Source organism: Christiangramia gaetbulicola (genome assembly GCF_003054225.1).
In the GTDB taxonomy this organism is placed as follows: domain Bacteria; phylum Bacteroidota; class Bacteroidia; order Flavobacteriales; family Flavobacteriaceae; genus Christiangramia; species Christiangramia gaetbulicola.
Window position 1 is genome coordinate 835,443 of record NZ_QBKQ01000001.1, and the last position, 25,027, is coordinate 860,469.

The following is a 25,027-nucleotide window of genomic DNA, read 5'->3' on the forward strand; positions in this document are numbered from 1 at the left end:
CTGCTATTTACCGTTAAAAGTATTCATTGTATTGGAAACTCCGGCGGTTCCAAAAGATTGTATCAATTCTGCCGAAGTCTTTAAACGTTCGGGTAATTTCTTCTCTTCCTGCTCATCCCATTCCCCAAGCACATAATCTACCTGGCTCCCCTTGGAGAACTCATCGCTAATGCCGAATCTAAACCGGTTATATTTCGTGGTATTCAACTGGGCCTGGATGTCTTTGAGTCCGTTATGTCCCCCATCGCTGCCTTTGGTCTTTAATCTTAAGGTCCCAAAGGGAAGATTGAGATCATCTGTAACCACCAGTAGGTTTTCCAGGTTGATCTTTTCCTTCTGCATCCAGTAATTAACCGCTTTTCCGCTAAGGTTCATATAAGTACTTGGCTTAAGCAGAACGAAGGTGCGGCCTTTATATTTGAAGCTGGCCACGTCACCCAATTTCTGGGTTTCAAAAGCCACTTCTTTTTCACGGGCAAGTTCATCCAGGATCTTGAATCCTATATTATGCCTGGTATTTTCATATTTAGGGCCAATATTCCCAAGGCCAACGATCAAAAATTTCTTCATGGGATCGATTTTCTCCCCGGTTTTTTTCTTTCCTAAAATCCTTCCGAAGAATGAAAGCATCCAATTAGTTTTGGTAAAGATAAAATTAATCAGATACTTTTTAAATCAGAAAATCCAAAAGCGGGTATAAATTTCATTTAAACAAAAAAGCATCCCGAAACGGAATGCTTTTTATTAGGTATTCAAAAAAGGATACTAGTTATCTTCTCCCTCTTTTACTGCTGCCACGTCATCAGTTTCAGTAGCTGGTACCTCATCTGCTGCAACTTCATCTTCGTCTTCATCATCATCAAGAGCAACGATGTTACGAGAAGTTCTAACCTGGCAAATTACTGTGTTATCTGGATGCTGGATCACGTAGTCTTTACTGTCTACACCAGTTACATATAGCTTCTGACCAATTTTAAGTTTAGTCACGTTAGCTACGATGTAATCTGGAAGATCTCCAGGTAAACCTCTTACTTTAAGACGACGAAGGTTGTATCTTAATACACCACCGTTCTTAACCCCTCTTGCCACACCTTCAGTGTGAATTGGGATTTCCATAGTAATTGGTTTATCATCAAATATCTGGTAGAAATCCATGTGTAGGATAGCGTCACTTACAGGGTGAAATTGAATGTCCTGTAGGATAGCGTCGTAAGACTCACCACTTTTCAATTTGATTTTTACTGTGTGTACATCTGGAGTATACACTAAATCTTTAAATGCGATTTCCTCTGCTGCAAAGTGTAGTGGATCACCTTCTACCCCGTACAATACGCAAGGAACCTGTCCAGCATTACGTAGTGCTTTCGTTGCCTTCTTGCCTACGCTTTCTCTTTTAGATCCGTTGATCGTAATTGATTTCATTTGAATTACTTAATTTAATTGAACAAATGTTGTCAAGTTCTTCGTGAACCGCCTTCATTTGTTTAAAAATTTTAGGCTGCAAAAGTAAGTCTTTTTCTGAATCTTTAAAACCCTGAAGCTGAAAAAGTTTAGGAGATGGGTGATGTTTGCATGTATAGTTAAACACTGAAGCTTAATGTTTTGTAATTGAATCGAATAAACGTACTGAGATATTTATCCATTATTTATTTTCTATTTCTATTGAATCTGTCATCCTGAGCGCAGTCGAAGGATGGTTCATTCCGATATTTTCTTGTGATTTCGACCGTAGGGAGAAATCTCTTCAATTAACAGTGATCAATTTTATGCACACTTCGACAAGCTCAGTGTGGCAATCGTATTGCTGAAATACCAGGAAGTTGTTTCAGGATCTCATCATGAGACTGCTTCGCGTTGCTCGCAGAGACAATCAATTAGTACCGTCTTTGCGAACGCAGTGAAGCAATCTCATGTTCAGTAATAAATTCTTCTTGTCAATTAGCATTCTTTCTCTTTTCTTTTTCCATTGCTGAAAAAGAAACAAAAAATCTAGTCTTCATTTTCTTGTTCACCCGTTACGGCTCGGAAGCTAAAAGAATTGAACTCCCTCCGGTCAAACAGCAATTCTTTCTTAACGCTTCTTTCACCTACGGGTCCCGAAGTCGAAACTGAGGACGTTTTTAAACTTTCTTTTTGTCATTTCGACCGTAGGGAGAAATCTCATCAATTAACAAACACAATTCGACTGTGCTCAGTGTGACATTCCGGTTTAGAATCACACTTCTCCACACTCCCTTCTCAATACTCAATACTCCCTACTAAAAACCCTCTTTTTTTCACAAAGCCTTATAAGTCATTGCCATCAAATTTCTGTAAATTGAACGGTTGATAGTAACGCAGGAACCTGAAGCATTCAGAAATGGAAAACTCGCAAGACAATGGAACTCCCACCAAACGTATAGCCGCCATAGACCTTGGCACCAACTCTTTCCACGCGGTGCTGGTGGATATTTATCCCGATGGTAGTTTTAGAACCATAGATAAGCTCAAGGAAATGGTCATTCTTGCGGAAAAAGGAGTGGACAATTACCTGAGTGAGGAGGCCATGCAACGTGGTCTGGATGCACTGCAACGAATAAAAGTGCTATGCGATTCCCAGCAGGTGGAAGAGATCATCGCCTTTGCCACCTCAGCCATTCGGGAAGCAAAAAATGGCGGGGATTTCACCCAGCGCATGATAGATGAAGTAGGCATCAAGGCCCGGGCGATCCCAGGCCAAAAGGAAGCTGAACTTATAGGTTACGCCATTCGCCACAGTATTTCGCTGGATAAGGAAATGGTACTAATGGTAGATATTGGAGGCGGTAGCGTGGAGTTCATCGTGGGCAATAACGAAGAGTTCCTATACCACAACAGCCTGAAACTGGGCGTCGCCAGGATGTCGGCTAAATTTGTAAAGAACGATCCTATCACCAAAGAGGAGATCAAGGCGCTAAAAAAACATTATAAGAAAACGCTTAAGGAGATCGCCGATGTGATCAAGGAACATGGAGTGACCACCATGATAGGTTCTTCCGGGACCATGGAAAATATAGGTGCCATGGTGGCTAGCAGGACTTCCCTCACCGCAGACATGACCCTGAACGAACTGGAATTCCAGGCTTCAGATTTTAAAGATCTCTACAAGGATTTTATCAAACTCAACCGTAAGGAGCGTAAGAAGATCAGCGAACTGGATGAGAAACGCATAGATATCATCAACCCGGGGATGGTGCTGGTGAAATACCTCATCAAGAAATTCAATATTGAAAATATCAAAATATCTGAAGCTGCCCTGCGCGACGGGATGATCCTTAATTTCCTGAACCAGGAAAGACCGCACCTGCACCTGGTTGAGAACTTTCCCGATCCGCGTAAAAAGAGCATTTTTGAACTGCTGCGTAAATGCAACTGGCTGGAAGCCCATTCCACGCATGTGGCCGGCATGGCGCTGCAGCTGTTCGATGAATTCAGGGATGAGCTGAAACTGGAAGAAGCAGACCGTGAGTTACTGGAATACGCGACCTGGATGCATGATATCGGCTATTATATCTCCTACAGGAAACATCATAAACACGCGCTTTATATCATAAGGCATTCAGACCTGCGGGGTTTTAACGAAGATGAAATAAATATCATGGCCAATGTGGCCCGTTATCATCGAAGGTCCACTCCAAAAAAGCGACATGAATTCTATAAAAAGATGGAAAAACCGCTTCGGAAAAAGGTAAAAAGGCTTTCCGCATTATTGCGTGTGGCCGACGGACTGGACCGTAGTCATTACCAGAATGTTCAGAAACTGGAAATAGACAACCGCGAAGATATCGTGAACCTTTATCTCACCACGATGGGAGATCCCGAACTCGAGGTCTGGGGCGCCGAAAGGAAATCAAAGCTATTTCAAAAAGTGACCGGTAAAAAACTGGAAATATACGCTGTGAACATGAATGATCTGGAGCGCACCCAGTCTTCTACCGGCAATAAGAATACTTTGATCAATTGACAATTAGCAATTGGCAATTAACAATTACCCACTTTTAATTATTTTTTTAATCAAATCCTGCTTACGTTATTCTGTCCCGAAGCATCGGGAGTTTCAGGATCTCAACATGAGACTGCTTCGCGTTGCTCGCAGAGACAGTAACTTAGTGGCGTCTTTGCGAACGCAGTGACGCAATCTCTTTTCAATCAACGGGATCGATTAAAAGCACACTTCGACAAGCTCAGTGTGACATTCAGAAATCCCGACTGTTGAAATTACATGATAAACTTCGAGCTGATAGACTCGTTATCCTGAACACTTTTCATCACATCGGCGAAAAGTTCAGCACAGCTTACCACTTTTATTTTTTTGCTTTCCTTTCTTAGCGGAATGGAATCTGTAACGATCAATTCCTGAAGTTTAGACTCCTCGATACGCTCATAGGCCTCTCCTGAAAGTACAGGGTGAGTACAGATGGCACGGACGCTCAATGCACCGCGCTCCATCATTACGTCTGCCGCTTTGGTAAGCGTCCCGGCGGTATCTACCATATCATCTACCAGCACCACGTTCTTCCCGGTAACATCACCAATTAGTTCCATATGCGAGATCACGTTGGCCTTTGCTCTCTGCTTGTAACAGATCACCACGTCGCTCTCTAAAGCCTTGGAATAGGCATAAGCTCTTTTAGAACCACCCATATCTGGAGAGGCGATAGTTAGGTTATCAAGACCAAGTTTTCTCAGGTAAGGTAGGAATACCGTACTCGCGTACAGGTGATCTACTGGTTTTTCGAAGAATCCCTGGATCTGGTCTGCATGCAGGTCCATGGTAATGATTCTTGTAGCACCGGCAGTTTCCAGGATACTGGCGATCATTTTCGCGGCGATAGGCACACGAGGTTTGTCTTTACGATCCTGTCTGGCCCATCCAAAATAAGGCATCACAGCCGTGATATGTCTTGCCGAAGCTCTTTTTGCAGCATCCAGCATTAGAAGCATTTCCATAAGGTGATCTGCACCCGGGTGAGTAGAACCAATGATAAAAACGCGCGATCCACGCACCGATTCTTCAAATGATGGCTGAAATTCACCATCGCTATAGGTAGAGGTGATCACGTTCCCAAGTTTCGAACCGTAGTGTTTGGCGATCTTCTCGGCCAGTTCGCGACTTTGTGTACAATTAAAGATCTTAGCTTCTGTTGCAGGCATGTTGTGTGTTGTTTGTAGAGTGTTTTGTTAATGTTGCATGCAAATTTAAAAATTTAATGATGGAAAAAAGCTTTTCGTTTCAGGACTATTGCAATTAATTTTTTGAGCCGGAGCAATTCTGAACCTGAGATCATTTGATTACCAACAATGATTATTAGTCCAAATTCTCATCTTGCAAGTAATAGATCTCTCGCATCCCTCACTCCACCTACCTATTTGAAAACAGTATCTGAAATATTTTGTTGAAAACCGCCCGTTGTAAGGACTTTCTTGTTAATAAGATTTTACAGTCTTAACCGTGCCAAAGATGTTAAAGTTTTAATTTAGCATGGAAGCAACTCCTATCCCTAATTACTATATAAGAATAGTTTTGAGAAGATATAAGGAGTTGTGCTTCATACTGAAAACACTAAGAATAAAAAAAATGAATGAATGAAGAAAGAAAAAGAAGCTGTTTTAAAACAATTACAAACTTGGACAAATAATATTCCTCTAATTGTTCTTGGTAGCGGAGCATCTGTTCCTTTCAATCTTCCTTCAATGTGGACTTTGGGAGATTTCTTGAAAAGTTCAATAAGTTTTTTAGATTCTGATGACCAAGCTCAATTTGCAAAATTTAAAGACGAATTTGACAAAACTGGCGATTTAGAAACCACTCTTACAAAACTTCAATTAAGAACCAATGTACTTGCTGAAATCGTTGATAAAACTTGGCAGCTAGTAAATGAATCAGATTTAAAAGCGTACGAGAAATTTATCAATAAAGAAATTGAATTTCCCTTAGCCGAATTATTAAAATACTTTTTAGACACAGCAGGTAAAAAAGTTTCTGTTATAACAACGAATTATGATAGACTTGCGGAATATGCCACTAGTCTTGCCAAAGCTATTGTATGTAACGGATATGCACAAAGTCATATTGGACACTTTTCAAACAACATTCAATCTAACAATTTAGCATCTTTAAATGGATACAAAGGACAAGTAAACGTATGGAAAGTTCACGGTTCATTAGACTGGTTTAAATCTAAAGAAGAAGAAAATATTCAACTTCCATTAAGACAGAGTATTCCAAAAGACTATCGGCCTTTAATTGTAACACCTGGCTTAAGTAAATATTCAGAGACACATAATGAACCATATAGGACAATTTTTACTCAAGCAGACTCAGAAATTGATAATGCAAATGGATTTTTATGTATTGGTTATGGTTTTAATGACACTCACGTTCAACCAAAATTAATTGAACAAATAAAAAACAATAAGCCAATTATTGTAATAACAAAAGAGCTTACTGAAAAAACTAAACAATCGATCATCGATAATAAATGCCAAAAGTACTTACTTATCGAAGAAGCTAATTCTAAAGACACCAAAATTTATTCTTCTAAATTTGGAGAATTTATAATTGAAGATGCTAGTTATTGGGAATTAGGAGAATATATAAAATTAATCATTTCATAAATAAAACTATGGCTATATTTCAATTTGAAGAATCTACAAAAATCGGTACAGTTTTTAGTGTTGACACTTCTACTCTAATCGTAAAAGTTAAAGAACTTGAAAAGCTTCGAAAACTACAGGTAAATCATTTGATTGCTATAAAAAGTTCAAAAGCTGGACAACATCTAATTGGCATTATTAATCGAATCACACGAAAAGTATCAGATGACGAGAGCCCAGTTTCTGATGATTTAGGTTTGAACAATTTTTTGCTAACAGAAAACATCTTAAAAGTTAACCTAATTGGTACTTTAATAGACAAGCACGGACAGAAAGAAAATGTATTCAAAAGAACTTTAGATACAGTTCCCGAAATTGAAGCAAACTGTTTTCCAATTGACGGAGAAAATATCACAAAGTTTATGCGCACAATATCATCGAAGGAAAATTATGACATTCCTCTTTCACTAGGTAAATACTCAATTGATGAAAATGCGGACGCTTATTTAGATGGAGACAAACTTTTTCAAAGACACGCTGTAATTGTAGGTAGTACTGGTTCTGGAAAATCGTGGTGTGTAGCAAAGTTGGTTGAACAAATAGCAAAACTTCCAATGGCAAATTCCATTCTTTTTGATATTCACGGAGAATATAGTGGAGAAGATTTTAAAACAGATGGAATAAAACATTTAAGGGTGGCTAATCCTTCTGACTTAGGGAAAAATGGAAATCTTCAAAATAGTGTTTTAATGCTTCCTTATTGGCTTTTGACTTACGAAGAAATGTTAGCAATGCTACTTGATAGAAGTGACAGTAATGCACCTAATCAAGCAATGCTTTTTTCTAAAATAGTCTTTGAAGAAAAACTAGCTTTTTTAGACTCAATTGGAGACACCACATTTAAAGATTCTATAACTATTGACAGTCCAATACCATATAAAATTGAAAATGTAATAAGCAAATTAAAAAATCTTGATGAAGAACGTGTTCCCGGAGCAAGAGCAGGTCAAGATAAGGCAGGCCCATTCAATGGAAAATTAACAAGATTTGTACAAAGGTTAGAAGCTAAAAGTCAAGATAAAAGACTTGGATTCTTATTTCAAATATCAAATGACGAATTAGATATTGACTGGATGAATAGTTTATGTAACTCTTTAATGCAAGGTTCTAAACAAAATGACCAAAAATCAGGTGTAAAAGTTATTGATTTTTCAGAAGTTCCTTCAGATGTTTTACCTCTTGTTATTGGATTGGTGGCAAGAATTGTTTTTACAGTTCAACAATGGACTGAAAATGATAAAAGACACCCCATTTGCTTATTGTGTGACGAAGCTCATTTATACATTCCTGAAAGAACAAGTCAAGATTCAGCATCAGAACTTGGATTAAAGAATTTTGAAAGAATTGCGAAAGAAGGAAGAAAGTATGGAGTTAGTCTAACGGTCATAAGTCAAAGACCAGCAGAAGTTAACAGAACAGTTCTTAGTCAATGTAATAATTTCATATCGCTAAGGCTATCAAATGCAGAAGACCAATCAGTTATAAAAAGATTATTACCAGATAATCTTTCTGGCCTAACAGATGTATTACCGATTTTAGATATTGGAGAGGCTCTAGTCGTTGGAGACTCATCTCTTTTACCGACAAGAATTTTAATAGATGAGCCAACTATTAAACCTCAAAGTGCAACAATTGACTTTTGGAAAGAATGGAGCAATGAAAAAGCTGAACAAGATCTTCCAAGTGCAGTAATGGGACTAAGAAAGCAATCGAAATAAAAAGTACGAAAGCACAACACCGTATAACAACAATTGCGGCTTTGTGTCCTGCTGACACAACCGCGCAAGCATAAAAGTCGGTAATTTTAGCTATCTTAATTTTTAACCAATCCGCAACTGATTGTTATACAAGACCGTTGCCTTAAATATTAACATGACGTAAAATATGTACAAGATCTTTTTCATTTTATTCCTGTTGACAAGCATAAATTGTGTTGCTCAAAATGATTACCAGTTAATTGCGAAGGTGAGTGGAAATATGCCTGAATTTGAATATATTATCGATATTCATAGAAATAGTCAAAATACCAAAATCTGTTTTTCAGAATATACTGGCAAGGAAAAGTTTAGCAAGGCTGATAAGGAGAAAATAGAAGAATTGCGAAATAAAAAAGATCGTAAAGCATCTGATATTAAGGAATTAATGAATTTATACGATAATTCAAAAATCTTTACAAAAGAATGTTTTAATTACTCAGTAAATCATCCAATTATAAAAATTAGCGACTCAATAATTCAATCAAAAGAAGATATCATTTCTGAAATTAAAAGGAATAAAAATAGAGTTGTTCTCGATGCTATTCAAGTTGAAGTCACGATAAAAAATAAAAATGGAGTTGATTATTCATATCATATCCATGCTCCAGATAACGAAAATTACGAGTTATTCAGACGGCTTATATATGAAATTTCTGAAGAATTTAGCATAGAATAAAATACTATAGCTAAAAACGGTTCATCACCAATAAGCGGAAACTTAAGAAAGAAATATCAAGGAAATAAAACCGCATGAAGAAAATTTCAATTCTACTTATTGCAATATTGTTAAGCAGTTGTGCGGTCCAAAGAAATTCGAAAGCTCAGCTGGTAGAAACATTTTTCGATGGGTTTAAAAATTCTAATTATAGCAGCATTAAGGAAGTCATCGCAGACAGCCTTACCATCACCGAGGGTGATTATGTAATGCAATACACCAGTGAGAGTTTTTATGAACACTATAAATGGGATTCTGTATTTAAGCCAGCCTATAAAATACTTAAACTGAAAAATAAGGATGATCAGGTTTTAGTTACTACAGAAGTTGCATCCCTGAAATTAGAATTCCTGGAAAATAGCCCTATGATCTGTGATCGTAAATTCTACTTCAAGGCAGGCAAAATAAGAAGGATCGAGAATTTAGATTGCCATAATGCAGATTGGAAGATTTGGGAAAGAAAGGTAGACTCCCTGGTATCCTGGGTAAAGCATAACCAACCGCAATTAAATGGTTTTATCCATGACCTAAGTATGCAGGGGGCCTTGGATTATTTAAAAGCGATCGAACGGTATAAAGAGCAGGAATTAAAATAGAATACGGTTATCAACATAGGAATTCTTTAATAACCCACACCGTTAGAAATAAAATTATTAAATTAAGCAACAAACCAAGCCATTTTAAACCAACACCTTTTATTATGAATTTAAAAAACCTTGCCTTCGGCATCTTATGCTTTTTGAGTTTCAGTTGTTTTGCCCAGACTGAGAAATCCGTTCAATATGAAGCTGATTCTTCTGTATGTCATTTGAAAATTGAAACCGACAGTTATGAAGAATTGAGTGAATTTAAATGGGAATCCATTTATGATATTTTTGAAGGCAACGATCCCGATGATATCATAAACCTGCAAATTGGATTCAATGAAAAATTAGAGTTAGGAAGCACCGATATCGAAGAATGGAGCATCACCCTATCTGGTAAAACTTCTGAGCTAGGTTCCATGGTAGAACGTGCAGAAAACATTCTCAAAAAACTCCACGAGATATAGAAAAATTAAGGTCAGCAAGGCCTGTTACAAAAAGCATTTTTAAGTCGGAACCAAAGTTATGGAACGACTCACATTATCCTGTAAACCGGCAATTACAGAAACCCTTATCCCATTTAATGAGAACACTATTTTTTGCATCCATATTTTTATTTTCCATCAAAGCTCTTGCCTGTAGTTGTGATACTCCAAAACCAGCCATCGAATTCTATGAATCTGATTATGTGTTCAGGGGGAAAGTAATAAAAAAGGTTTACGCCTCAGATTCTCTTACTAAAACCATAACATTTGATATAAGCAAGCATTATAAGAATGGGGATAACCCAAAGCAATTAGAATTTCAGTTTAATTCAGAAGCCGAGGTCACTGGTCTTTATTCGTCCTGTTACTTTTCTGCTGATGTAGGAGAGGAATGGGTAGTATATGCAAAGAAAATAGATGGCCAGTTAAGGTTTCACTATTTCTGTTCCAATAGCACTCCCCTGGACGAAACAGAAATATCGCTGTCTCATCAAAGGGTTCTGGATAATGGAAATAATTTAGATCTTACCGATTTTCGTTATAACGCATTTAGATCCGAACCAATAACCAACATGGATTCCATCATTAGACTTTACCAGAAAGAAAAAATTAGATCTTCAAAAAAATACGCGTCGCTCTGGGTAGATATTGACAGGCAGGGAAATCTTGAAAAAGCAAACCTCAGTCCTAATAAAAAGGTAGTGTTCGCGGAGACCGATACGATCTTTGGAATGAACCTATTAGAAAATGTAAACAGAGAACCGACTTCAGAAGTAGAAAAAAAGGCTTTAGAAATAACGAGGAAAATAGAAAAATGGGAGCTGTATTATCATCCCAAAATCCAAAAGCCGGTAAAATACAGGATCAGAATTGCCTTCTATGTTAATAAAGATTCTTTAATAGAAAAATGGGATTAAAGCTTTTAAAATAAGCACTAGCTACAAATACTTAAATCAGTTATATGTTAGGATTAGTTTTACTCTATTGGATAGGTAAGTATTATTACAAATTAGCCGAGAAATATAACAGGAGTCGTTGGGGATTTGCAATTTTAGGAATTGCTACCTATTACTTTGGAATTATATTTTTTGGATTGATCATCGCTGTGATCTTGGAAATTCTGGCACCTGTTTTCCTTGAAAATCTAAATGAACTTGCTTTTAGCCTGCTGTCCCTACCCTTAGGTATATTTAGTACCTATTCACTTTATAAACTGATCGAAAAAAGGTGGGAACAGAAATACGTGATCCAGGAACCGCAAGAGTTTCCAGAAAGTTATTAGGAATTGCCCGGCTTGAGCCAAAGTTTCGGTATAAAGTCACCTATTCAGACAAATAGCAATAGCCGAGACCGTTACCAACATTAGACCGAATGAAAAAATTCTTCAGAACGAAATTATTTAATATCGATTCGTGATTTTCTTAAAAGGGTATGGATTTTTTCTTAGTTTTGATTCTGGCTAAACTGTATAAATACTCTGCCCTACCGGGTATCATGCAGTATAAAGACTAAATAGAATAAAATATTTCAGTATTAAAAAGATACTTCAGAAGCCATTATAATTCTTCGAAGTAAAACTCATCTATCATAATTAGAATGAGACCTTAGCTTTAGACTCAAAATGAGTATTATATATGTTTAATTTCAATCAAACCAATCAAAATGATTAAAAAATCAGTTAAGATGATGACCATTTTATTTGCGTCATCAATGTTGTTGACCTCTTGTTATTCTTATACCAGCGTAGTTGGAGAAGGAGCTCAGGGAAATAACGAAACAACTAAATGGAACCATTATGTTGTTTATGGATTAGCACCAGTTGGAGTTTCAGATTCAAAGGAAATGGCTGGAGATGCTGAAAACTATACAGTTCACACCAGACAGTCTTTTGTGAATGGATTAGTTTCAGCCCTAACATTTGGCCTGTATTCACCAACTACCACAACAGTAACAAAATAGAACAAAAAAAGGTTAGGCTACCTGCCTAACCTTTTAATATCACCACAAGATGAAAAAGTCATTTTTTTACATTTCGTTATTCCTTTCTTTAATATTGGGATATCACATTATAAAGATCCTTATCGTTGATCTGGAGAGGCTAACAGATTATGGTTTTGGATATTTAACCGGTAAGGTTATTCTATTAATGATCTTACTTACGGTAATATTTTTTACTCGAAAAAGCATTTTTTCGACCAGATCTTAACTCTGAAATAAAAGTCACTTTTTCAGAAAACAAGGTTTTAGAAAATAGAAGTAAATTCGTTTTCAAATAAACCAACTCCCTAAAGCCAATCTTCATTTCAAGAGGCTTTTTTACTCCGAACCGTGAATTGTAATATTTACAAGTATTGAAAAATGAAGAAAAGTGCTTTCTTATTTTATTTCCTTATAATTTTTGCGGGAAGCAGTTATTCTCAAAACATAGAATCCTATGATCTACAGCTACTTGTAATGGGAATGCTGAAGGATTATAAAATGGAATACTCAAAATCCCATGATGCAACTTTCTTAATCGTGGGTAAAAGAATTTCCACTGATAAATTAAGTACAAAAGACAGCATCGAGGTAAATAACGTGATGAAAAAGAATGTATGGAATGCTCGATCTAAAAAGCATTTTGCGCAGCTACTTGACAAGTATAACACCTATAAGACCGATACCGTAATTGTAAAACCAGAAGACTCAATAAGACATAAGGTCGATGATTTTGTTAAAAACTGGAGTGATCTAAAAAGAAACGTGGAAACGAATCCAGATAAAAATATTGGCCTGGATGGATATACCCTGAGATTATCCCTGGAAAGTAAGCTTATATATTACGAAGACATAGATGTTCGTAGTCCTGATTCACACTATTATCCCGAGATCCTAGAGTTAATTACTGAAATAGAAAACTACTATAAAAGATCGGTGAAAGATCCGGTTTTAGACTAGATTAGTCAGTCAATAAAGGATGATTCAATTTAATAACAAGAAATTCAAGGTTGTTCGAAAAGAGTTTTTACAGAAAAAATAAATTGGTAATCTACCTCGATGAAATTTAAAAATGCTTCACTACTTATAATTTTAATATTCCTTTCAGGCTGCTGTGAAGAAGATCTAACCGGCTCCTATCAATTAGATGAATTCGCAAGATCCATCGTTCCATTTCAGGAATATACGACCCTTAATTACCGCAACGATTCCGGGGAAAGAATTCTAGCAAATACACAACCGAGGGAAATAAAGATCATAAAAGACAAACCCGGACCGGAAAGCTGTCAATATTCAGAACATGAAACTTTAAGCAATTTCATCAATTTTCAGGATCCTGAATTCTCCATTCAATTAGGTATGTCTTCAGGCGATAATGGAGTTTCATTCGGTTTAAAATATGTAGAAAGTGGAGATAATAGTGCTACCGAAGTATTCGATCTTGAAGGTTATGATCCTCCAACGAATAATTTGCAGGATGCTTTGAAAGACACTTTAATTAATGTGTATCAGTTCAGCAATGTTCTTGTCTTTAGTAATGCCGCAAATGAAAAGATAAGAACCATCGTATATTCCTCCAGCGGAAGAGGAATAGAAATCATAGAATTTGCAGATGGCTCCTATTTAAAACTGGAATAAACCTATGGATACTGTCAAGCATATCCAATAATCGCAAAGTGGATTCAATGAAAAATTAAGGTCAGCAATGCAAATTGCTGACCTTAAATAAAAAATGCGTTTATACTCTGAGGTAACCTAGAGCTTTGTGAGCACGGTAGAAAAACCATCTGAATCTGTAAGTGTGAGACGGTTGCCCGAAATGGAATAGGTAAGCACCTCGGTACCTTCGGAACTGCTTTCTACCGTAAGCTTATTTCCATTGGTACTCCAGCTGAAATTTTCCGTTTCAGTTTCGGTTTCGCCACCAAAGGTCGTAACGATAACACTTCTTCCAGATTGGTTGGCATTGAAAGTTACGGTCACCTGCAGGGTTGCACCATCTTCAGATTCTGTTGCGCCCCAGGAACCTACTAAGGCAGAATCATTAACATCGCTGCCAGCATCGTCATCACTGCTACAAGAGCCAGTTAACATAAGGGCAAGGGACAAAACGATCAGGTACGTGATTTTTTTCATGATTAGGAATTTAAGTTGAAAGATCTTTTTTGGTCAGGCTTTTTAAACAAAGCTTGTAAAAAATGTAGTGTCTGTTTTCAATAATTAAACACTTCCTAAATTAATCTAAAATTCTCATATACAATCACTTATAAGTACAAATAATTTAGCCCGGCAAACTAGCATGGCAGAGCAAGATGAGCTGAGGATGCACAAGTTTGTTTTGCGGAAAATAATTAACTTCCCCGCCCGGGAAAAAATGCCTAATGACTGAAAAAATAAAACTTGGCCTGAAAGAAAACTGGCAACAGTTCAGCATATTAGTAATTGTAAATGCCTTTGTGGGAGGTATGGTGGGCCTGGAAAGGACCATCTTCCCGAAATTCGCCGAGACCGAATTCGGCATTGCCTCCACCACAGCGATACTTTCTTTTATTGTCGCCTTTGGGATCACCAAAGCGCTGACCAATTACTTTACAGGAAAACTTGCCAATAAGTTTGGCCGGAAGAACCTCCTCGTACTGGGTTGGATCTTTGCCTTGCCTATCCCCTTTATCCTTATCTACGCTCCTTCCTGGAACTGGGTGGTTTTCGCGAACATACTGCTGGGAATTAACCAGGGTCTGGCCTGGAGCAGCACGGTGGTAATGAAAATAGACCTGGTTGGAGAGAAGGACCGCGGGATGGCTATGGGCATCAATGAATTTGCGGGATATTTTGCCGTGGGTATGGTCGCGCTGTTAACTGGATTTATCGCGCAGAATTACGGCGTTACGCCCTACCCCTTCTATTTAGGTATCGGTATTTCAATACTTGGGCTTTTGCTATCTGTCTTTTTAGTGAAAGACACCCGTGTTTTTGTTCAGAAAGAAGAGGGATCTGTAAAAACAGTGGAACTCAGCAATGTTTTTGTGGAAACGACCTTTAAGAATAAGACCCTGAGCTCGATTACCCAGGCAGGATTGGTGAACAACCTGAATGACGGGATGATCTGGGGACTGCTGCCTATACTCCTGCTGTCTTTTAATTATGACGCCAAGAACATAGGTATCATCGCGGCGATCTATCCCGCGGTATGGGGAATAGGCCAGCTTTTCACCGGGAGGATGGCCGATATTTATCCCAAAAAAGCCCTGCTGTTCCTGGGGATGTTATTACAGGGGATCGCCATTTTACTCATTCCCTATTTCACCGAATTCTACCAACTGGCTACCATCTCCACCTTCCTGGGGCTTGGAACCGCCCTCGTGTATCCAACTTTCTTATCGGCCATTGCCGATGCCACCCCACCAAGACAAAGAGCTGAAAGCATTGGTGTTTTCAGGTTATGGCGGGACCTGGGTTACGCGGTAGGCGCAATATTATCTGGGATTATTGCCGATATGTTCGGGATAGAATATTCTGTACTTTCTATAGGGGCAATTACCATTTTATCTGCCCTGGTGATACAGTTCAGAATGCCCTCGCTGAGAAAAAAAGCTAAACTAGATCTATAACTTTAAAAAAGTAAAACAGGAAATGGGAAAGAAACTGCTCCTTTATATTAAATACTTTTTTATCACCGGCCTTATGTACGCGGTATTAAGAATTCTTTTGGACCTGGCCATCGATAGAAAGACAAGCTGGTATGATTTCTTTATAAATTTCGTGATTTTCGGACTGGGCATGTCCCTGGCCGTGGTCTCTTTTCATTTATACAGCCTTAGGGATCTGGCCAAAAGAAGTGGCAAAAAAGACTTCAATTTGGAACCGCAGCAATCTGAGGAAATTCTGTCTTCCACGCAGCCAGCGCAACTTTCTGAAAATTTAAAGAATATCCCGAATTTCAACAGGGTAAAACATGATCATGAAAATAATCATATACGGGTAAAAACCGGTTTTTCAGGAAAATCCTGGGGAGACAGGATCGATATTACCTTTAAGCCCGAAGGAGATAATTTTAAGTACGAGATCATCAGCAGGCCTAAATTTGCCTTGACCATGTTGGATTTCGGGCAGAATTTAGAAAATATTCTAAGGATCGAAAAAGTAGTGCAACATTCAGCCTGATCTTTAATAAACACCTCAGCGATCTCAAATTGTAAATTTCCATCCGTTTAATTTTTATACCTTCAATAAGGTAATTCAAAGAACCCTAGCCTGAACTAATATGAAAATAAGAACTTTACTTTTCAATCTTTTTGGCGTAACCAGCCTTTTTATACTAATCCTTATGATCTCCTCCTGCAACCAGAAAAAAGAAATCCCTGCTGAAGGTTTGATAGAAGTTGAAGGCGGCAAGGTATGGTACCGCATCAATGGAGATTCAGATAAAACTCCCGTGCTCATTCTTCACGGCGGTCCCGGCTCTTCCAGTTACGGGCAGGAACCCCTGAAGGAGATCAGCGATGAATGGCCGGTTATTTTTTACGATCAGTTAGGCAGCGGAAGATCAGACAGGATCACCGATACCACCCTGATGACCGTGGAAAGATATATTGAAGAAGTGGAGCAGGTTAGAAAGTATCTTGACCTGGAGAAAGTGTATCTCTACGGGCAATCCTGGGGAACTGCACTTAGCCTGGAATACTATCTGAAATATCCGGAACATGTAGAAGGGATCATTTTCAGTAGTCCGTATTTCAGCACCAAACGCTGGATACAGGATGCCAATGAACTGGTAAAGACCCTGCCAGATTCCATTCAGAAGATCATCAGGACCAACGAAAAGAATAAGACCTTCAGCAACCAGGAATACAAAGATGCTGTAGATCTTTTCTACAGCAAATTCTTAAGAAGAAAGGAAAGACCGGCAGAAGTTGTGGATACCGCCTCAAAATATTTTGGAACCAACGTGTATGAATATATGTGGGGTCCCAGCGAATTCACTGCTACCGGAACTCTTTTAAATTATGACCGCATAGATGAACTTTCTAAGGTTGAAGTTCCCGTGTTATTTATTACCGGCGAATATGACGAAGCCAGACCTGAAACGGTAAAATATTATCAAAGCCTGGTGCCCGGTTCCCGGTTTAAAGAAATCAGCAATTCCGGCCACGCTACCCTGAACGATAATCCGGAAGAAGCGATCGAGGCTGTTAGAAATTTCCTCGATGAAATTGAATAACAGGTATTTATCTACCTACTGTTCAAATTAAACGCTGAACATTTCAGAAAAAATAATTAACTTATCTATTGATTCACAGGATATAGACCTACACAATTTGCATCCCCACTGCCGCAAATTGTTATATACATGCAGCTGAAGAATATTGGAGGAATCTGTTTTTAGTGATTTACCCATTAAATCTTTATTAGATGGCTTTACATGTTCGGGATGTAAAAGATCTGAAACGAATGCGCAAGCGCGTGTACCAGCAAATGCTGGAAACCAGAGGCTGGAAATACCGCAGCTTTTTAAGATATCTGCGACTTTTTAAATATGCCGCTTTTGCACCTACCAGGGGTAGCTTCCTGGAATCTTATTACGTCCTGATGCGCTACCTGGACGATATTGTAGATGGCGATATTCCCGTACCTGAAGGTTACGCAAGTGAGAGCGCTTACATTTCTGAAAAAATAAGTTTTTCCTTAAACCCGGTTCATCCTAATGATGAGGCAGATCATATGTTGCTTTATTGTTTTGAACTAGCGAAAAGGTTTCATGAAAATTTCCAGGAAGAAACTGCAGACATCCTTAATTCACTTTTATTCGATGCGAAGCGAAGAGGGAAAATGACCATCTTTTCCAGAAGCGAATTAGAACATCATTTCCATCTGCTGGATATCAGGGGGACTATAAAAGCTACTTTAAAGATCTTTAAAGATAATCCCGAAAAATATCTTCTCCTGGAACCCCTGGGTACAGCCTGCAGGTATCAGTATGATATAGAAGATATAGAAGCCGATCTTGCTGCCGGGTATGTGAATATTCCCCGTGAGGATTGTGAAGAGCTGGGCATTGAACCTACAGACCTTATGGATGCATCTTCACCAAAGATCAGGGAATGGCTTTATAAACATGCGCAGGAAGGCCTTAAGCTCCTTGAAGAACATCGCAGATTATTACCTGAAGGCAATTTCTCCCTCTTAGAGAAATATACTTTTCTGCTGGTCTATGAACTTCCCGCCAGGAAAGTATTCCAGAAGTTTATTTCAGAAACGAAATTAGAACCTATAGATCATGAAAAAATCAAATATTCATCTGAATAAATGGTATCTCGATTTTCATGGAAACAACGGGGAAACCGCCATATGCTATGCTGCAAAATTAACCTGGCATGGATTTACCGTTAACTATAGCAGTTTTATTCACAAGCTTCCCGGAGAGGAAGTAACAACAAAAACTCATTTTCGGAAGGCGCAACTGCCCCTTAAAAAAGAAAATGTCATCACCTGGCAGGATGATAAATTGAACGTTGAAGGAACCTGGGAGGCTGCTGCCAAACCTATTGAAAGCAGGCTTTATGATTCTGAAAATGGCTACCTGGACTGGCACTGCTATCAGCCTGCCTCCAGGGTAGATCTTAACCTCAACGGCAGAATTCTAAAAGGAAACGGATATGCCGAGCAACTTATACTCACCGCCTACCCCTGGCACATCCCGATGAACCACCTGCGTTGGGGCAGGTTTCAGACGCTAGATGATACCATGGTCTGGATTGAAATACGGGAAAAAGACAAAACACAATGGCTATGGCTAAACGGTAAAAATATCCGGAACTGCAGCATAGAAGACCATGAGATCTCATCAAAAGAAGAGAATTTCATTTTAAAGCTGGATCGCCACGGGATTCTGGAGTCTGAAAAAAAGATATACCAGGTAGTAGAGAAACTCCTGAAATTTCTACCAGGTTTCAATAAGATAATGCCGGTAAAGTTCCTAATGGCCGAAAATCACAAATGGCTGAGCAAAGGAGAATTTAAGAAAGCTAATTCTGAGATCACAGAAGGCACAGCCATACATGAATGGGTAAATTTTAATGCACAGTCCAGATGATCTTAAAATTAGAGAACATATCAAAATCCTATGCTAAAAAAGCAATTTTAAAGGAGGTTTCCTTTCAGCTGCAAGCTGGAACTTTAACCGGAATCGTTGGCGAAAATGGATCTGGCAAATCAACCTTAATGCGCATCATCGCAGGAGATATCAGCGCCAACCAGGGAAGCATCCAGCATAACGGCAGAACAGGATATTGTCCTCAGGAACCCATCCTCTTCCCCGAGATCACGGTTCAGGAACATTTTAGGTATTTCTCTGCAGCCTATGATATTAACTCAAAAACACTAAGCCTTCGTGTAGAGGAACTTCTTGATCACTTTAATTATCGCAAATATTACAAAACACGGGTGAGCAATTTAAGCGGGGGAACCAGGCAAAAGCTGAATCTCTCCATCGCCCTTCTCCATGAGCCTGAACTTCTCATTCTTGATGAACCCTATAACGGTTTTGACTGGGATACCTATCTAAAGTTCTGGGATTACACCAAAGGCCTCAAAGAGAAAGGATGCGCAATCCTGGTGGTTTCTCATTTAATAAATGAAAAGAAAAAGTTTGACCAGATCTATAAACTTGAAAATGGAAGCCTGAAATGAAAATCAACCGCATCAATACCAGTTTATCCATGATCCTGAAGATGCTTCTTCGAAGAAAGATCGTCCTTATCCTGATCCTGCTTATTCCAACGGTTTTCCTTTCTATAGTGGAATTCACATCTGCCGAAAGGGTCATTCCTTTCCAGCTTGCCTCGGTAGGTGAACAGGTATTTATCAATATGCCCGAGAAAAGCATTTCTTTTATTTTCTTTTCGGTAGCATCAGCGGGCTTTCTCGTGTCTTTCCTGGCTCTTAATCTTATTCAGAAAAATCATAAGGCCAACAAAAGGCTTATTCTCTGTGGGTATCATCCCATTGAATTACTAAGCTCGATCTTACTGGTGCTTATAGTAACGATCCTTTTAATAGCAATATACATTGGGATTTTAACCATTGCTTTCACCCATGTGGACCATCCGGTTAGTTTTACCCTGAGCCTGGCCCTTATAGGTTTCGTGTATGGAAGTTACGGGATGGCTGTGGGCAGCCTGGTAAAAGGAGAACTGGAGGCTATCCTTTTGGTGGTATTACTGGTGAATATAGACGTGGGCTGGCTGCAGAACCCTATATTCTATGCCGGTGCACAAAACCAGGTTATCATTGAATTCCTGCCGGCATACTTCCCTTCTCAGGCATCCATGGTTAAGGCATTCACCAATTATTCTGCGATCTCTGCAAGTCTCTACGCGCTCTTATACGGCATGATATTTTTGATCATTTCCATGCTTGTTTTCTTCTTTAAAATGCGAACAAAATGAAAACACCATCAACTTTTACTGGTAAATTTCTTTACGCTATCACCTTCCTGGTAGTAATCCCCTTAATCCTGTGGCTTTGGGCAATATACACCGAAGAGTTCATTAGTTTTCCTGCCATTGGTTCTGAAAATGCCGGCTGGGCATTTTTTATTGGTGGTTTGTTGCTTATGATCTGGGGAATGTACTCTCTTAAGGTCTACGGAAAAGGGCTCCCCATGAATGCATATCCGCCTGCAAAGTTCGTTGATAATGGAGCTTACCTGTTTCTTGCCCATCCTATTTATTGGGGCTTCGGCATCCTGATGATAGGTTTTTTTATGTTAACCCATTCAGCAAGCGGACTTTGGCTGGTAACCCCGTTAACCATTCTCTGTATGATCGCACTTGTAATGGGCTACGAGACCATAGATCTTAAAAAAAGATTTCCAGATAGATCTATTTCCACAATATTCAAACTCCCCGAAAACACAAAAGCAAGTCCCGATCTAAGGGAACGTTTAGTCTCTCTATTCCTGGTAATAGCCTCCTTATTTTTGGCCAATTTTTTAATTACCAGGGTCATTGAAAATGATGTCTCTTCAATAATTGAAATACGATTAAGCCTGCCCCCTTTTACCCAGAATGAATATTTGCCGCTATTGGGAATAGGCTATTTATTATTAATCCCTTTCATTCTTAGAAGTTGTGAGGTTTTACGTCACTGGACATTAGCAAGCTTGCTCGGTATTAGTATCTATATATTTTGCTCTTTTCTATATCCCGAACTAGTTGCCATATACCTAGAACCTTATCAAAATCTTGTTTATATAGTCCCCATTTTTCTATTATTGATCTCCTTAAAAGCCATCTTTAAAACTTCAAAAATACTGGTGATCCTTTTCGGTCTTTTCACCCTTATGCTGGTCATTTTGCAACTGAGCTACACTTATTCTGCAGTGCTAAGCTTAAGCGTTTCTTTGATCATCTACCTTTGCGCAGATAATTACCTGGAGATCTGGTTGTTCTTAAGACATATTGCTGAAGAGATCGCCAATTCCTGGGATGAATGGACGTTCGGAAATGTAAGGATCATAAATCATGGCTTTTACGTTGGCTTCGGAAGTTTCTTGGGTATCCTGATCTCAGGAATATTAGTAGGCGATTTCTATGCCTGGGGAATCCTGATCTTTGCAATCGTGGTGATCATCTTTTCAGCCCTTTGGGCACAGATCATTGAAGGATCTGAAAAATTAAAAAGGCCTTATGGCTATTACGGCGCACTGGTGGGAATCATTTTCGCCAGCCTGATAGTCTGGGCGCTAGGTTATGACGTCTGGGTACTTATTGGTGTGATCTCGGTAGTGATGCCCTGGGTACAGGCGATTGGAAGGTTTCGTTGTCTCGTCAACGGCTGTTGTCATGGAAAAAAGGTGAACGACCCTAATATTGGAATAAGATATTACCATTATCGATCCAGGGTTTGTGGTATTTCACATCTAAAAGGTGAACTTCTTTACCCCACCCCGCTTTATTCAATGATCTGGCTATTTCTGGTTGGTTTGGTATTGCTCTCCCTCTGGAACAATGGTTTTTCCATGTCCTTTATTTTTGGCTTATACCTCATCCTCACCAGCATTGGCAGGTTTGTGGAAGAAGCTTACAGGGGTGAGGTACAAACACCAATTGTACAAGGATTGCGACTTTATCAATGGACCGCCATCATTTCATTCGCCATAGGAATGATCATGACCTGCATTCCTGTACAAGTAGTAGTCGCAAGTTCCAGTTTCGGGTGGGAGACCATTCTATCTTCGGTTCTGGGAGGATTGTTCACATTCTTTGCCATGGGTGTTGACTTTCCCAATTCTAACGCGCGTTTTTCAAGATTGGTCTAAGTCAGCCTTCAGTATATAAACTAAAAAAGGTGATCCCGCAGGACCACCTTCTCAAGATATTGATTAGAATTTAGTTTATTTAAGATCAAACCTGTCCAGGTTCATTACCTTATCCCAGGCTTTCACAAAATCCTTTACAAATTTCTCCTTGCCATCGCTGGTTCCATATACTTCAGAGATTGCTCTTAATTCAGAGTTCGATCCAAAGATTAGATCCACACGAGTCGCATTCCATTTTCTTTCTCCGGTTTTGCGATCACTTCCCTCAAATTCGGTTTCAGATTCTGAAGTAGATTTCCAGGAAGTCATCATATCCAACAGATTTACAAAGAAATCATTGGTAAGAGTTTCCGGTCTGTCTGTAAAGACACCTTTCTTAGAACCGTCGTAATTGGTATCCAGAACACGCATTCCTCCTACAAGTACTGTCATTTCTGGTGCGGTAAGCGTAAGCAATTGCGCGCGGTCTAATAGTAATTCTTCGGCAGATGCCGATACATTATCACGGTTTCTGAAGTAATTACGGAATCCATCTGCATTTGGCTCCAATGGCTCAAAAGCTTCTACATCTGTTTGTTCCTGAGAAGCATCTGCTCGGCCAGGGGTAAAAGGCACGGTGATATCATGACCAGCTTTTCTGGCTGCCCGTTCAATACCGGCGCAACCACCTAAGACGATAAGGTCTGCCAGGGAAACTTTCTTGTTTCCAGACTGGGAGTCATTAAAGTCTTTCTGCATTTTCTCGTAGGTCTCGATCACCTTTTTCAGTTGAGAAGGATTATTTACTTCCCAGTTTCTTTGCGGTGCCAGGCGAATTCTCGCTCCGTTAGCTCCTCCACGCTTATCAGATCCGCGGAAAGTTGAAGCTGAAGCCCAGGCGGTGGATACCAGTTCTGAAATTGAAAGACCAGAATCAAGGATCTTACCTTTTAAAGTAGAAATTTCATCGGCATTGATCAATTCATGATCTACTGCCGGGATAGGATCCTGCCAGATCAATTCTTCTTCAGGCACCTCAGGACCAAGATATCTTGAGATTGGCCCCATATCACGATGCGTTAATTTATACCAGGCACGGGCAAAAGCATCAGCCAGCTCCTCTGGATTCTCGTGAAAATGTCTTGATATTTTTTCATAATCTGGATCCATGCGCAGAGATAGATCTGTGGTCAGCATAAAAGGCGCATGTTTTTTAGAAGGATCATGAGCATCGGGGATCGTATTGGCTCCTGCTCCATCTTTTGGTTGCCATTGATACGCACCTCCTGGTCCTTTTATACATTCCCATTCATACTTGAAAAGGTTTTCAAAAAACTTGTTGCTCCATTTTGTTGGAGAATCGGTCCAGGCACCTTCGATACCACTGGTGATAGTATTCTCTGCCATACCGTTGTTATAGGAATTCTTCCATCCTAATCCCATTTCTTCGATCTTGGCACCAGCCGGTTCATGTCCTACATATTTTTCAGCATCGGCTGCACCGTGGGTCTTACCAAAGGTATGCCCACCGGCGATCAAGGCTACGGTCTCATAATCGTTCATGGCCATTCTTCCGAAGGTCTCACGAATATCACGAGCTGCAGCTGCAGGATCTGGGTTACCATTTGGTCCTTCAGGATTCACATAAATAAGTCCCATATGAGTAGCACCTAAAGGATTTTCCAGTTCATGATCTCCGGAATAACGTTCCTTGTTTCCCAGCCATTCCCCTTCAGAACCCCAGTAGATATCCTCTTCTGGCTCCCAGATATCTTCACGGCCTCCACCAAATCCAAAGGTTTCCAGTCCCATAGATTCCAAAGCGCAGTTACCGGCAAGGATCATTAGATCTGCCCAGGAAATCTTTTTACCATATTTCTGTTTTATTGGCCAAAGCAGTAATCTAGCCTTATCCAGGTTCGCATTATCCGGCCAGCTGTTAAGCGGTGCAAAACGCTGACTTCCAGAACCTGCTCCTCCACGACCATCACCAATACGATAAGTACCGGCACTATGCCAGGCCATTCTAATAAAGAAAGGACCGTAATGACCGTAATCTGCCGGCCACCAGTCCTGGGAATTTTCCATTAGTTCAAAAAGATCTTTTTTTACCTCTTTAAGGTCCAGTTTTTTGAACTCCTCAGCATAATCGAAATCCTTATCCATAGGATCGCTAAGAGAAGAGTGTTGACGAAGGATTCTAAGGTTAAGCTGATTTGGCCACCAGTCGCGGTTTGAAGTTCCCGCACCAGCAGTATTTTTCAATGCTCCTCCCATAAAAGGGCATCTACTTGACTCATTTACCTGCCAGACTTTGTGGTTATCTGGATTGCTTGTAGAATTGTTATTTGACATTACTAGGAAAGTTTTAATTAGTTAACTATCTAAAGTTAAAATAATTTTTTCTTATTGGTTTTAAATTTGAATAGTTTAAAACTATAGAGCTTAGTCAAAATTTATTGTGGAATAGCCGAACTGAAAAAATACTGGAAGAGTTTCAAAAAACTGTATATAAAAGATTGATTTACATAATG

At 39.2% G+C, this 25,027-nt stretch carries 25 protein-coding genes; 20 read left to right on the forward strand and 5 right to left on the reverse strand.

The window, feature by feature from the left end:
* Positions 1 to 3: 3 nt before the first annotated feature.
* Together pth and C8P64_RS03810 are read right to left on the reverse strand one after the other, a co-directional pair.
* Positions 4 to 630: an aminoacyl-tRNA hydrolase gene (pth, locus tag C8P64_RS03805; RefSeq protein WP_108170710.1), complete on the reverse strand. Its 627-nt coding sequence runs from the start codon at positions 628 to 630 to the stop codon at positions 4 to 6.
* Between the two features lie 135 nt (positions 631 to 765).
* The gene (locus C8P64_RS03810) at positions 766 to 1,422 is read right to left on the reverse strand and encodes a 50S ribosomal protein L25/general stress protein Ctc (RefSeq protein ID WP_108170711.1); all 657 of its coding nucleotides are present in this window, start codon (positions 1,420 to 1,422) and stop codon (positions 766 to 768) included.
* Positions 1,423 to 2,359: 937 nt separating this feature from the next.
* On the opposite strand from C8P64_RS03810, the gene C8P64_RS03815 reads away from it, so the two are divergent.
* Entirely contained in the window at positions 2,360 to 3,982 is a 1,623-nt protein-coding gene (locus C8P64_RS03815; protein ID WP_108170712.1) for a Ppx/GppA phosphatase family protein, read from the forward strand.
* Positions 3,983 to 4,236: 254 nt separating this feature from the next.
* Here C8P64_RS03815 and C8P64_RS03820 read toward each other — a convergent pair whose 3' ends face one another.
* Positions 4,237 to 5,172 carry a ribose-phosphate pyrophosphokinase gene (locus C8P64_RS03820; protein ID WP_108170713.1) on the reverse strand — a complete coding sequence of 312 codons (936 nt, stop codon included), beginning with the start codon at positions 5,170 to 5,172 and terminating at the stop codon, positions 4,237 to 4,239.
* Between the two features lie 432 nt (positions 5,173 to 5,604).
* Here C8P64_RS03820 and C8P64_RS03825 point away from each other — a divergent pair, with 432 nt between their 5' ends.
* From C8P64_RS03825 to C8P64_RS03875, 11 genes are all read left to right on the forward strand, one after another.
* Entirely contained in the window at positions 5,605 to 6,636 is a 1,032-nt protein-coding gene (locus C8P64_RS03825) for an SIR2 family protein (protein ID WP_108170714.1), read from the forward strand.
* 8 nt (positions 6,637 to 6,644) lie between these two features.
* Positions 6,645 to 8,393, forward strand: a complete 1,749-nt coding sequence (locus C8P64_RS03830; protein WP_108171271.1) for an ATP-binding protein — start codon at positions 6,645 to 6,647, stop codon at positions 8,391 to 8,393.
* 166 nt (positions 8,394 to 8,559) lie between these two features.
* A complete protein-coding gene (locus C8P64_RS03835; RefSeq protein ID WP_108170715.1) occupies positions 8,560 to 9,108 on the forward strand; it encodes a hypothetical protein in 549 nt (182 codons plus the stop codon).
* Between the two features lie 74 nt (positions 9,109 to 9,182).
* Entirely contained in the window at positions 9,183 to 9,743 is a 561-nt protein-coding gene (locus C8P64_RS03840; RefSeq protein ID WP_146167174.1) for a hypothetical protein, read from the forward strand.
* 104 nt (positions 9,744 to 9,847) lie between these two features.
* On the forward strand, positions 9,848 to 10,198 hold the full coding sequence (locus C8P64_RS03845; protein ID WP_108170717.1) for a hypothetical protein: 351 nt from the start codon (positions 9,848 to 9,850) through the stop codon (positions 10,196 to 10,198).
* Between the two features lie 116 nt (positions 10,199 to 10,314).
* Positions 10,315 to 11,133, forward strand: coding sequence for a hypothetical protein (locus tag C8P64_RS03850; RefSeq protein WP_108170718.1), 819 nt, complete (start codon positions 10,315 to 10,317; stop codon positions 11,131 to 11,133).
* 44 nt (positions 11,134 to 11,177) lie between these two features.
* Positions 11,178 to 11,498 carry a hypothetical protein gene (locus C8P64_RS03855; RefSeq protein WP_108170719.1) on the forward strand — a complete coding sequence of 107 codons (321 nt, stop codon included), beginning with the start codon at positions 11,178 to 11,180 and terminating at the stop codon, positions 11,496 to 11,498.
* 380 nt (positions 11,499 to 11,878) lie between these two features.
* Positions 11,879 to 12,175, forward strand: a complete 297-nt coding sequence (locus C8P64_RS03860; protein ID WP_108170720.1) for a Bor family protein — start codon at positions 11,879 to 11,881, stop codon at positions 12,173 to 12,175.
* Positions 12,176 to 12,224: 49 nt separating this feature from the next.
* The gene (locus tag C8P64_RS16515; RefSeq protein WP_108170721.1) at positions 12,225 to 12,422 is read left to right on the forward strand and encodes a hypothetical protein; all 198 of its coding nucleotides are present in this window, start codon (positions 12,225 to 12,227) and stop codon (positions 12,420 to 12,422) included.
* Positions 12,423 to 12,574: 152 nt separating this feature from the next.
* Entirely contained in the window at positions 12,575 to 13,153 is a 579-nt protein-coding gene (locus tag C8P64_RS03870) for a hypothetical protein (RefSeq protein ID WP_108170722.1), read from the forward strand.
* Positions 13,154 to 13,252: 99 nt separating this feature from the next.
* Positions 13,253 to 13,831, forward strand: a complete 579-nt coding sequence (locus C8P64_RS03875; protein WP_108170723.1) for a hypothetical protein — start codon at positions 13,253 to 13,255, stop codon at positions 13,829 to 13,831.
* A 117-nt stretch (positions 13,832 to 13,948) separates the two neighbouring features.
* On the opposite strand, the gene C8P64_RS03880 is transcribed toward C8P64_RS03875, so the two are convergent.
* Positions 13,949 to 14,329, reverse strand: coding sequence for a hypothetical protein (locus tag C8P64_RS03880; RefSeq protein WP_108170724.1), 381 nt, complete (start codon positions 14,327 to 14,329; stop codon positions 13,949 to 13,951).
* 245 nt (positions 14,330 to 14,574) lie between these two features.
* Between C8P64_RS03880 and C8P64_RS03885 the strand changes: the two genes are divergently transcribed.
* The 8 genes from C8P64_RS03885 to C8P64_RS03920 all read left to right on the forward strand — a co-directional run bounded on the left by C8P64_RS03885 (position 14,575) and on the right by C8P64_RS03920 (position 22,514).
* Complete coding sequence (locus C8P64_RS03885) at positions 14,575 to 15,804, forward strand: MFS transporter (RefSeq protein WP_108170725.1); 1,230 nt, start codon at positions 14,575 to 14,577, stop codon at positions 15,802 to 15,804.
* A 22-nt stretch (positions 15,805 to 15,826) separates the two neighbouring features.
* Positions 15,827 to 16,357 carry a hypothetical protein gene (locus C8P64_RS03890; protein ID WP_108170726.1) on the forward strand — a complete coding sequence of 177 codons (531 nt, stop codon included), beginning with the start codon at positions 15,827 to 15,829 and terminating at the stop codon, positions 16,355 to 16,357.
* Positions 16,358 to 16,457: 100 nt separating this feature from the next.
* Positions 16,458 to 17,414 (forward strand): proline iminopeptidase-family hydrolase, encoded by a 957-nt coding sequence (locus C8P64_RS03895; protein ID WP_245889654.1) that lies wholly within the window; start codon positions 16,458 to 16,460, stop codon positions 17,412 to 17,414.
* Between the two features lie 191 nt (positions 17,415 to 17,605).
* A complete protein-coding gene (locus C8P64_RS03900) occupies positions 17,606 to 18,499 on the forward strand; it encodes a class 1 isoprenoid biosynthesis enzyme (protein ID WP_108170727.1) in 894 nt (297 codons plus the stop codon).
* A complete protein-coding gene (locus C8P64_RS03905; RefSeq protein WP_108170728.1) occupies positions 18,471 to 19,286 on the forward strand; it encodes a hypothetical protein in 816 nt (271 codons plus the stop codon). Before C8P64_RS03900 ends, C8P64_RS03905 begins: the two co-directional genes overlap by 29 nt.
* The gene (locus tag C8P64_RS03910; protein ID WP_108170729.1) at positions 19,283 to 19,882 is read left to right on the forward strand and encodes an ABC transporter ATP-binding protein; all 600 of its coding nucleotides are present in this window, start codon (positions 19,283 to 19,285) and stop codon (positions 19,880 to 19,882) included. The genes C8P64_RS03905 and C8P64_RS03910 overlap by 4 nt, the downstream gene beginning before the upstream one ends.
* Complete coding sequence (locus C8P64_RS03915) at positions 19,879 to 20,640, forward strand: hypothetical protein (protein WP_108170730.1); 762 nt, start codon at positions 19,879 to 19,881, stop codon at positions 20,638 to 20,640. Before C8P64_RS03910 ends, C8P64_RS03915 begins: the two co-directional genes overlap by 4 nt.
* Positions 20,637 to 22,514, forward strand: a complete 1,878-nt coding sequence (locus C8P64_RS03920) for a prolipoprotein diacylglyceryl transferase family protein (protein ID WP_108170731.1) — start codon at positions 20,637 to 20,639, stop codon at positions 22,512 to 22,514. Before C8P64_RS03915 ends, C8P64_RS03920 begins: the two co-directional genes overlap by 4 nt.
* A 75-nt stretch (positions 22,515 to 22,589) precedes the next feature.
* On the opposite strand, the gene katG is transcribed toward C8P64_RS03920, so the two are convergent.
* Positions 22,590 to 24,848 (reverse strand): catalase/peroxidase HPI, encoded by a 2,259-nt coding sequence (gene katG / locus C8P64_RS03925; RefSeq protein WP_108170732.1) that lies wholly within the window; start codon positions 24,846 to 24,848, stop codon positions 22,590 to 22,592.
* Between the last annotated feature and the right edge of the window lie 179 nt (positions 24,849 to 25,027).

Coding starts and splice junctions, on each gene's coding strand:
- C8P64_RS03825 (WP_108170714.1), top strand. CDS start 5,605: ATGAAGAAAGAAAAAGAAGCTGTTTTAAAACAATTACAAACTTGGACA.
- C8P64_RS03885 (WP_108170725.1), top strand. CDS start 14,575: ATGACTGAAAAAATAAAACTTGGCCTGAAAGAAAACTGGCAACAGTTC.
- C8P64_RS03835 (WP_108170715.1), top strand. CDS start 8,560: ATGTACAAGATCTTTTTCATTTTATTCCTGTTGACAAGCATAAATTGT.
- C8P64_RS03860 (WP_108170720.1), top strand. CDS start 11,879: ATGATTAAAAAATCAGTTAAGATGATGACCATTTTATTTGCGTCATCA.
- katG (WP_108170732.1), bottom strand. CDS start 24,848: ATGTCAAATAACAATTCTACAAGCAATCCAGATAACCACAAAGTCTGG.
- C8P64_RS16515 (WP_108170721.1), top strand. CDS start 12,225: ATGAAAAAGTCATTTTTTTACATTTCGTTATTCCTTTCTTTAATATTG.
- C8P64_RS03855 (WP_108170719.1), top strand. CDS start 11,178: ATGTTAGGATTAGTTTTACTCTATTGGATAGGTAAGTATTATTACAAA.
- C8P64_RS03840 (WP_146167174.1), top strand. CDS start 9,183: ATGAAGAAAATTTCAATTCTACTTATTGCAATATTGTTAAGCAGTTGT.
- C8P64_RS03850 (WP_108170718.1), top strand. CDS start 10,315: ATGAGAACACTATTTTTTGCATCCATATTTTTATTTTCCATCAAAGCT.
- C8P64_RS03810 (WP_108170711.1), bottom strand. CDS start 1,422: ATGAAATCAATTACGATCAACGGATCTAAAAGAGAAAGCGTAGGCAAG.
- C8P64_RS03830 (WP_108171271.1), top strand. CDS start 6,645: ATGGCTATATTTCAATTTGAAGAATCTACAAAAATCGGTACAGTTTTT.
- C8P64_RS03870 (WP_108170722.1), top strand. CDS start 12,575: ATGAAGAAAAGTGCTTTCTTATTTTATTTCCTTATAATTTTTGCGGGA.
- C8P64_RS03895 (WP_245889654.1), top strand. CDS start 16,458: ATGAAAATAAGAACTTTACTTTTCAATCTTTTTGGCGTAACCAGCCTT.
- C8P64_RS03915 (WP_108170730.1), top strand. CDS start 19,879: ATGAAAATCAACCGCATCAATACCAGTTTATCCATGATCCTGAAGATG.
- C8P64_RS03910 (WP_108170729.1), top strand. CDS start 19,283: ATGATCTTAAAATTAGAGAACATATCAAAATCCTATGCTAAAAAAGCA.
- C8P64_RS03920 (WP_108170731.1), top strand. CDS start 20,637: ATGAAAACACCATCAACTTTTACTGGTAAATTTCTTTACGCTATCACC.
- C8P64_RS03900 (WP_108170727.1), top strand. CDS start 17,606: ATGGCTTTACATGTTCGGGATGTAAAAGATCTGAAACGAATGCGCAAG.
- C8P64_RS03820 (WP_108170713.1), bottom strand. CDS start 5,172: ATGCCTGCAACAGAAGCTAAGATCTTTAATTGTACACAAAGTCGCGAA.
- C8P64_RS03905 (WP_108170728.1), top strand. CDS start 18,471: ATGAAAAAATCAAATATTCATCTGAATAAATGGTATCTCGATTTTCAT.
- pth (WP_108170710.1), bottom strand. CDS start 630: ATGCTTTCATTCTTCGGAAGGATTTTAGGAAAGAAAAAAACCGGGGAG.
- C8P64_RS03845 (WP_108170717.1), top strand. CDS start 9,848: ATGAATTTAAAAAACCTTGCCTTCGGCATCTTATGCTTTTTGAGTTTC.
- C8P64_RS03815 (WP_108170712.1), top strand. CDS start 2,360: ATGGAAAACTCGCAAGACAATGGAACTCCCACCAAACGTATAGCCGCC.
- C8P64_RS03875 (WP_108170723.1), top strand. CDS start 13,253: ATGAAATTTAAAAATGCTTCACTACTTATAATTTTAATATTCCTTTCA.
- C8P64_RS03880 (WP_108170724.1), bottom strand. CDS start 14,329: ATGAAAAAAATCACGTACCTGATCGTTTTGTCCCTTGCCCTTATGTTA.
- C8P64_RS03890 (WP_108170726.1), top strand. CDS start 15,827: ATGGGAAAGAAACTGCTCCTTTATATTAAATACTTTTTTATCACCGGC.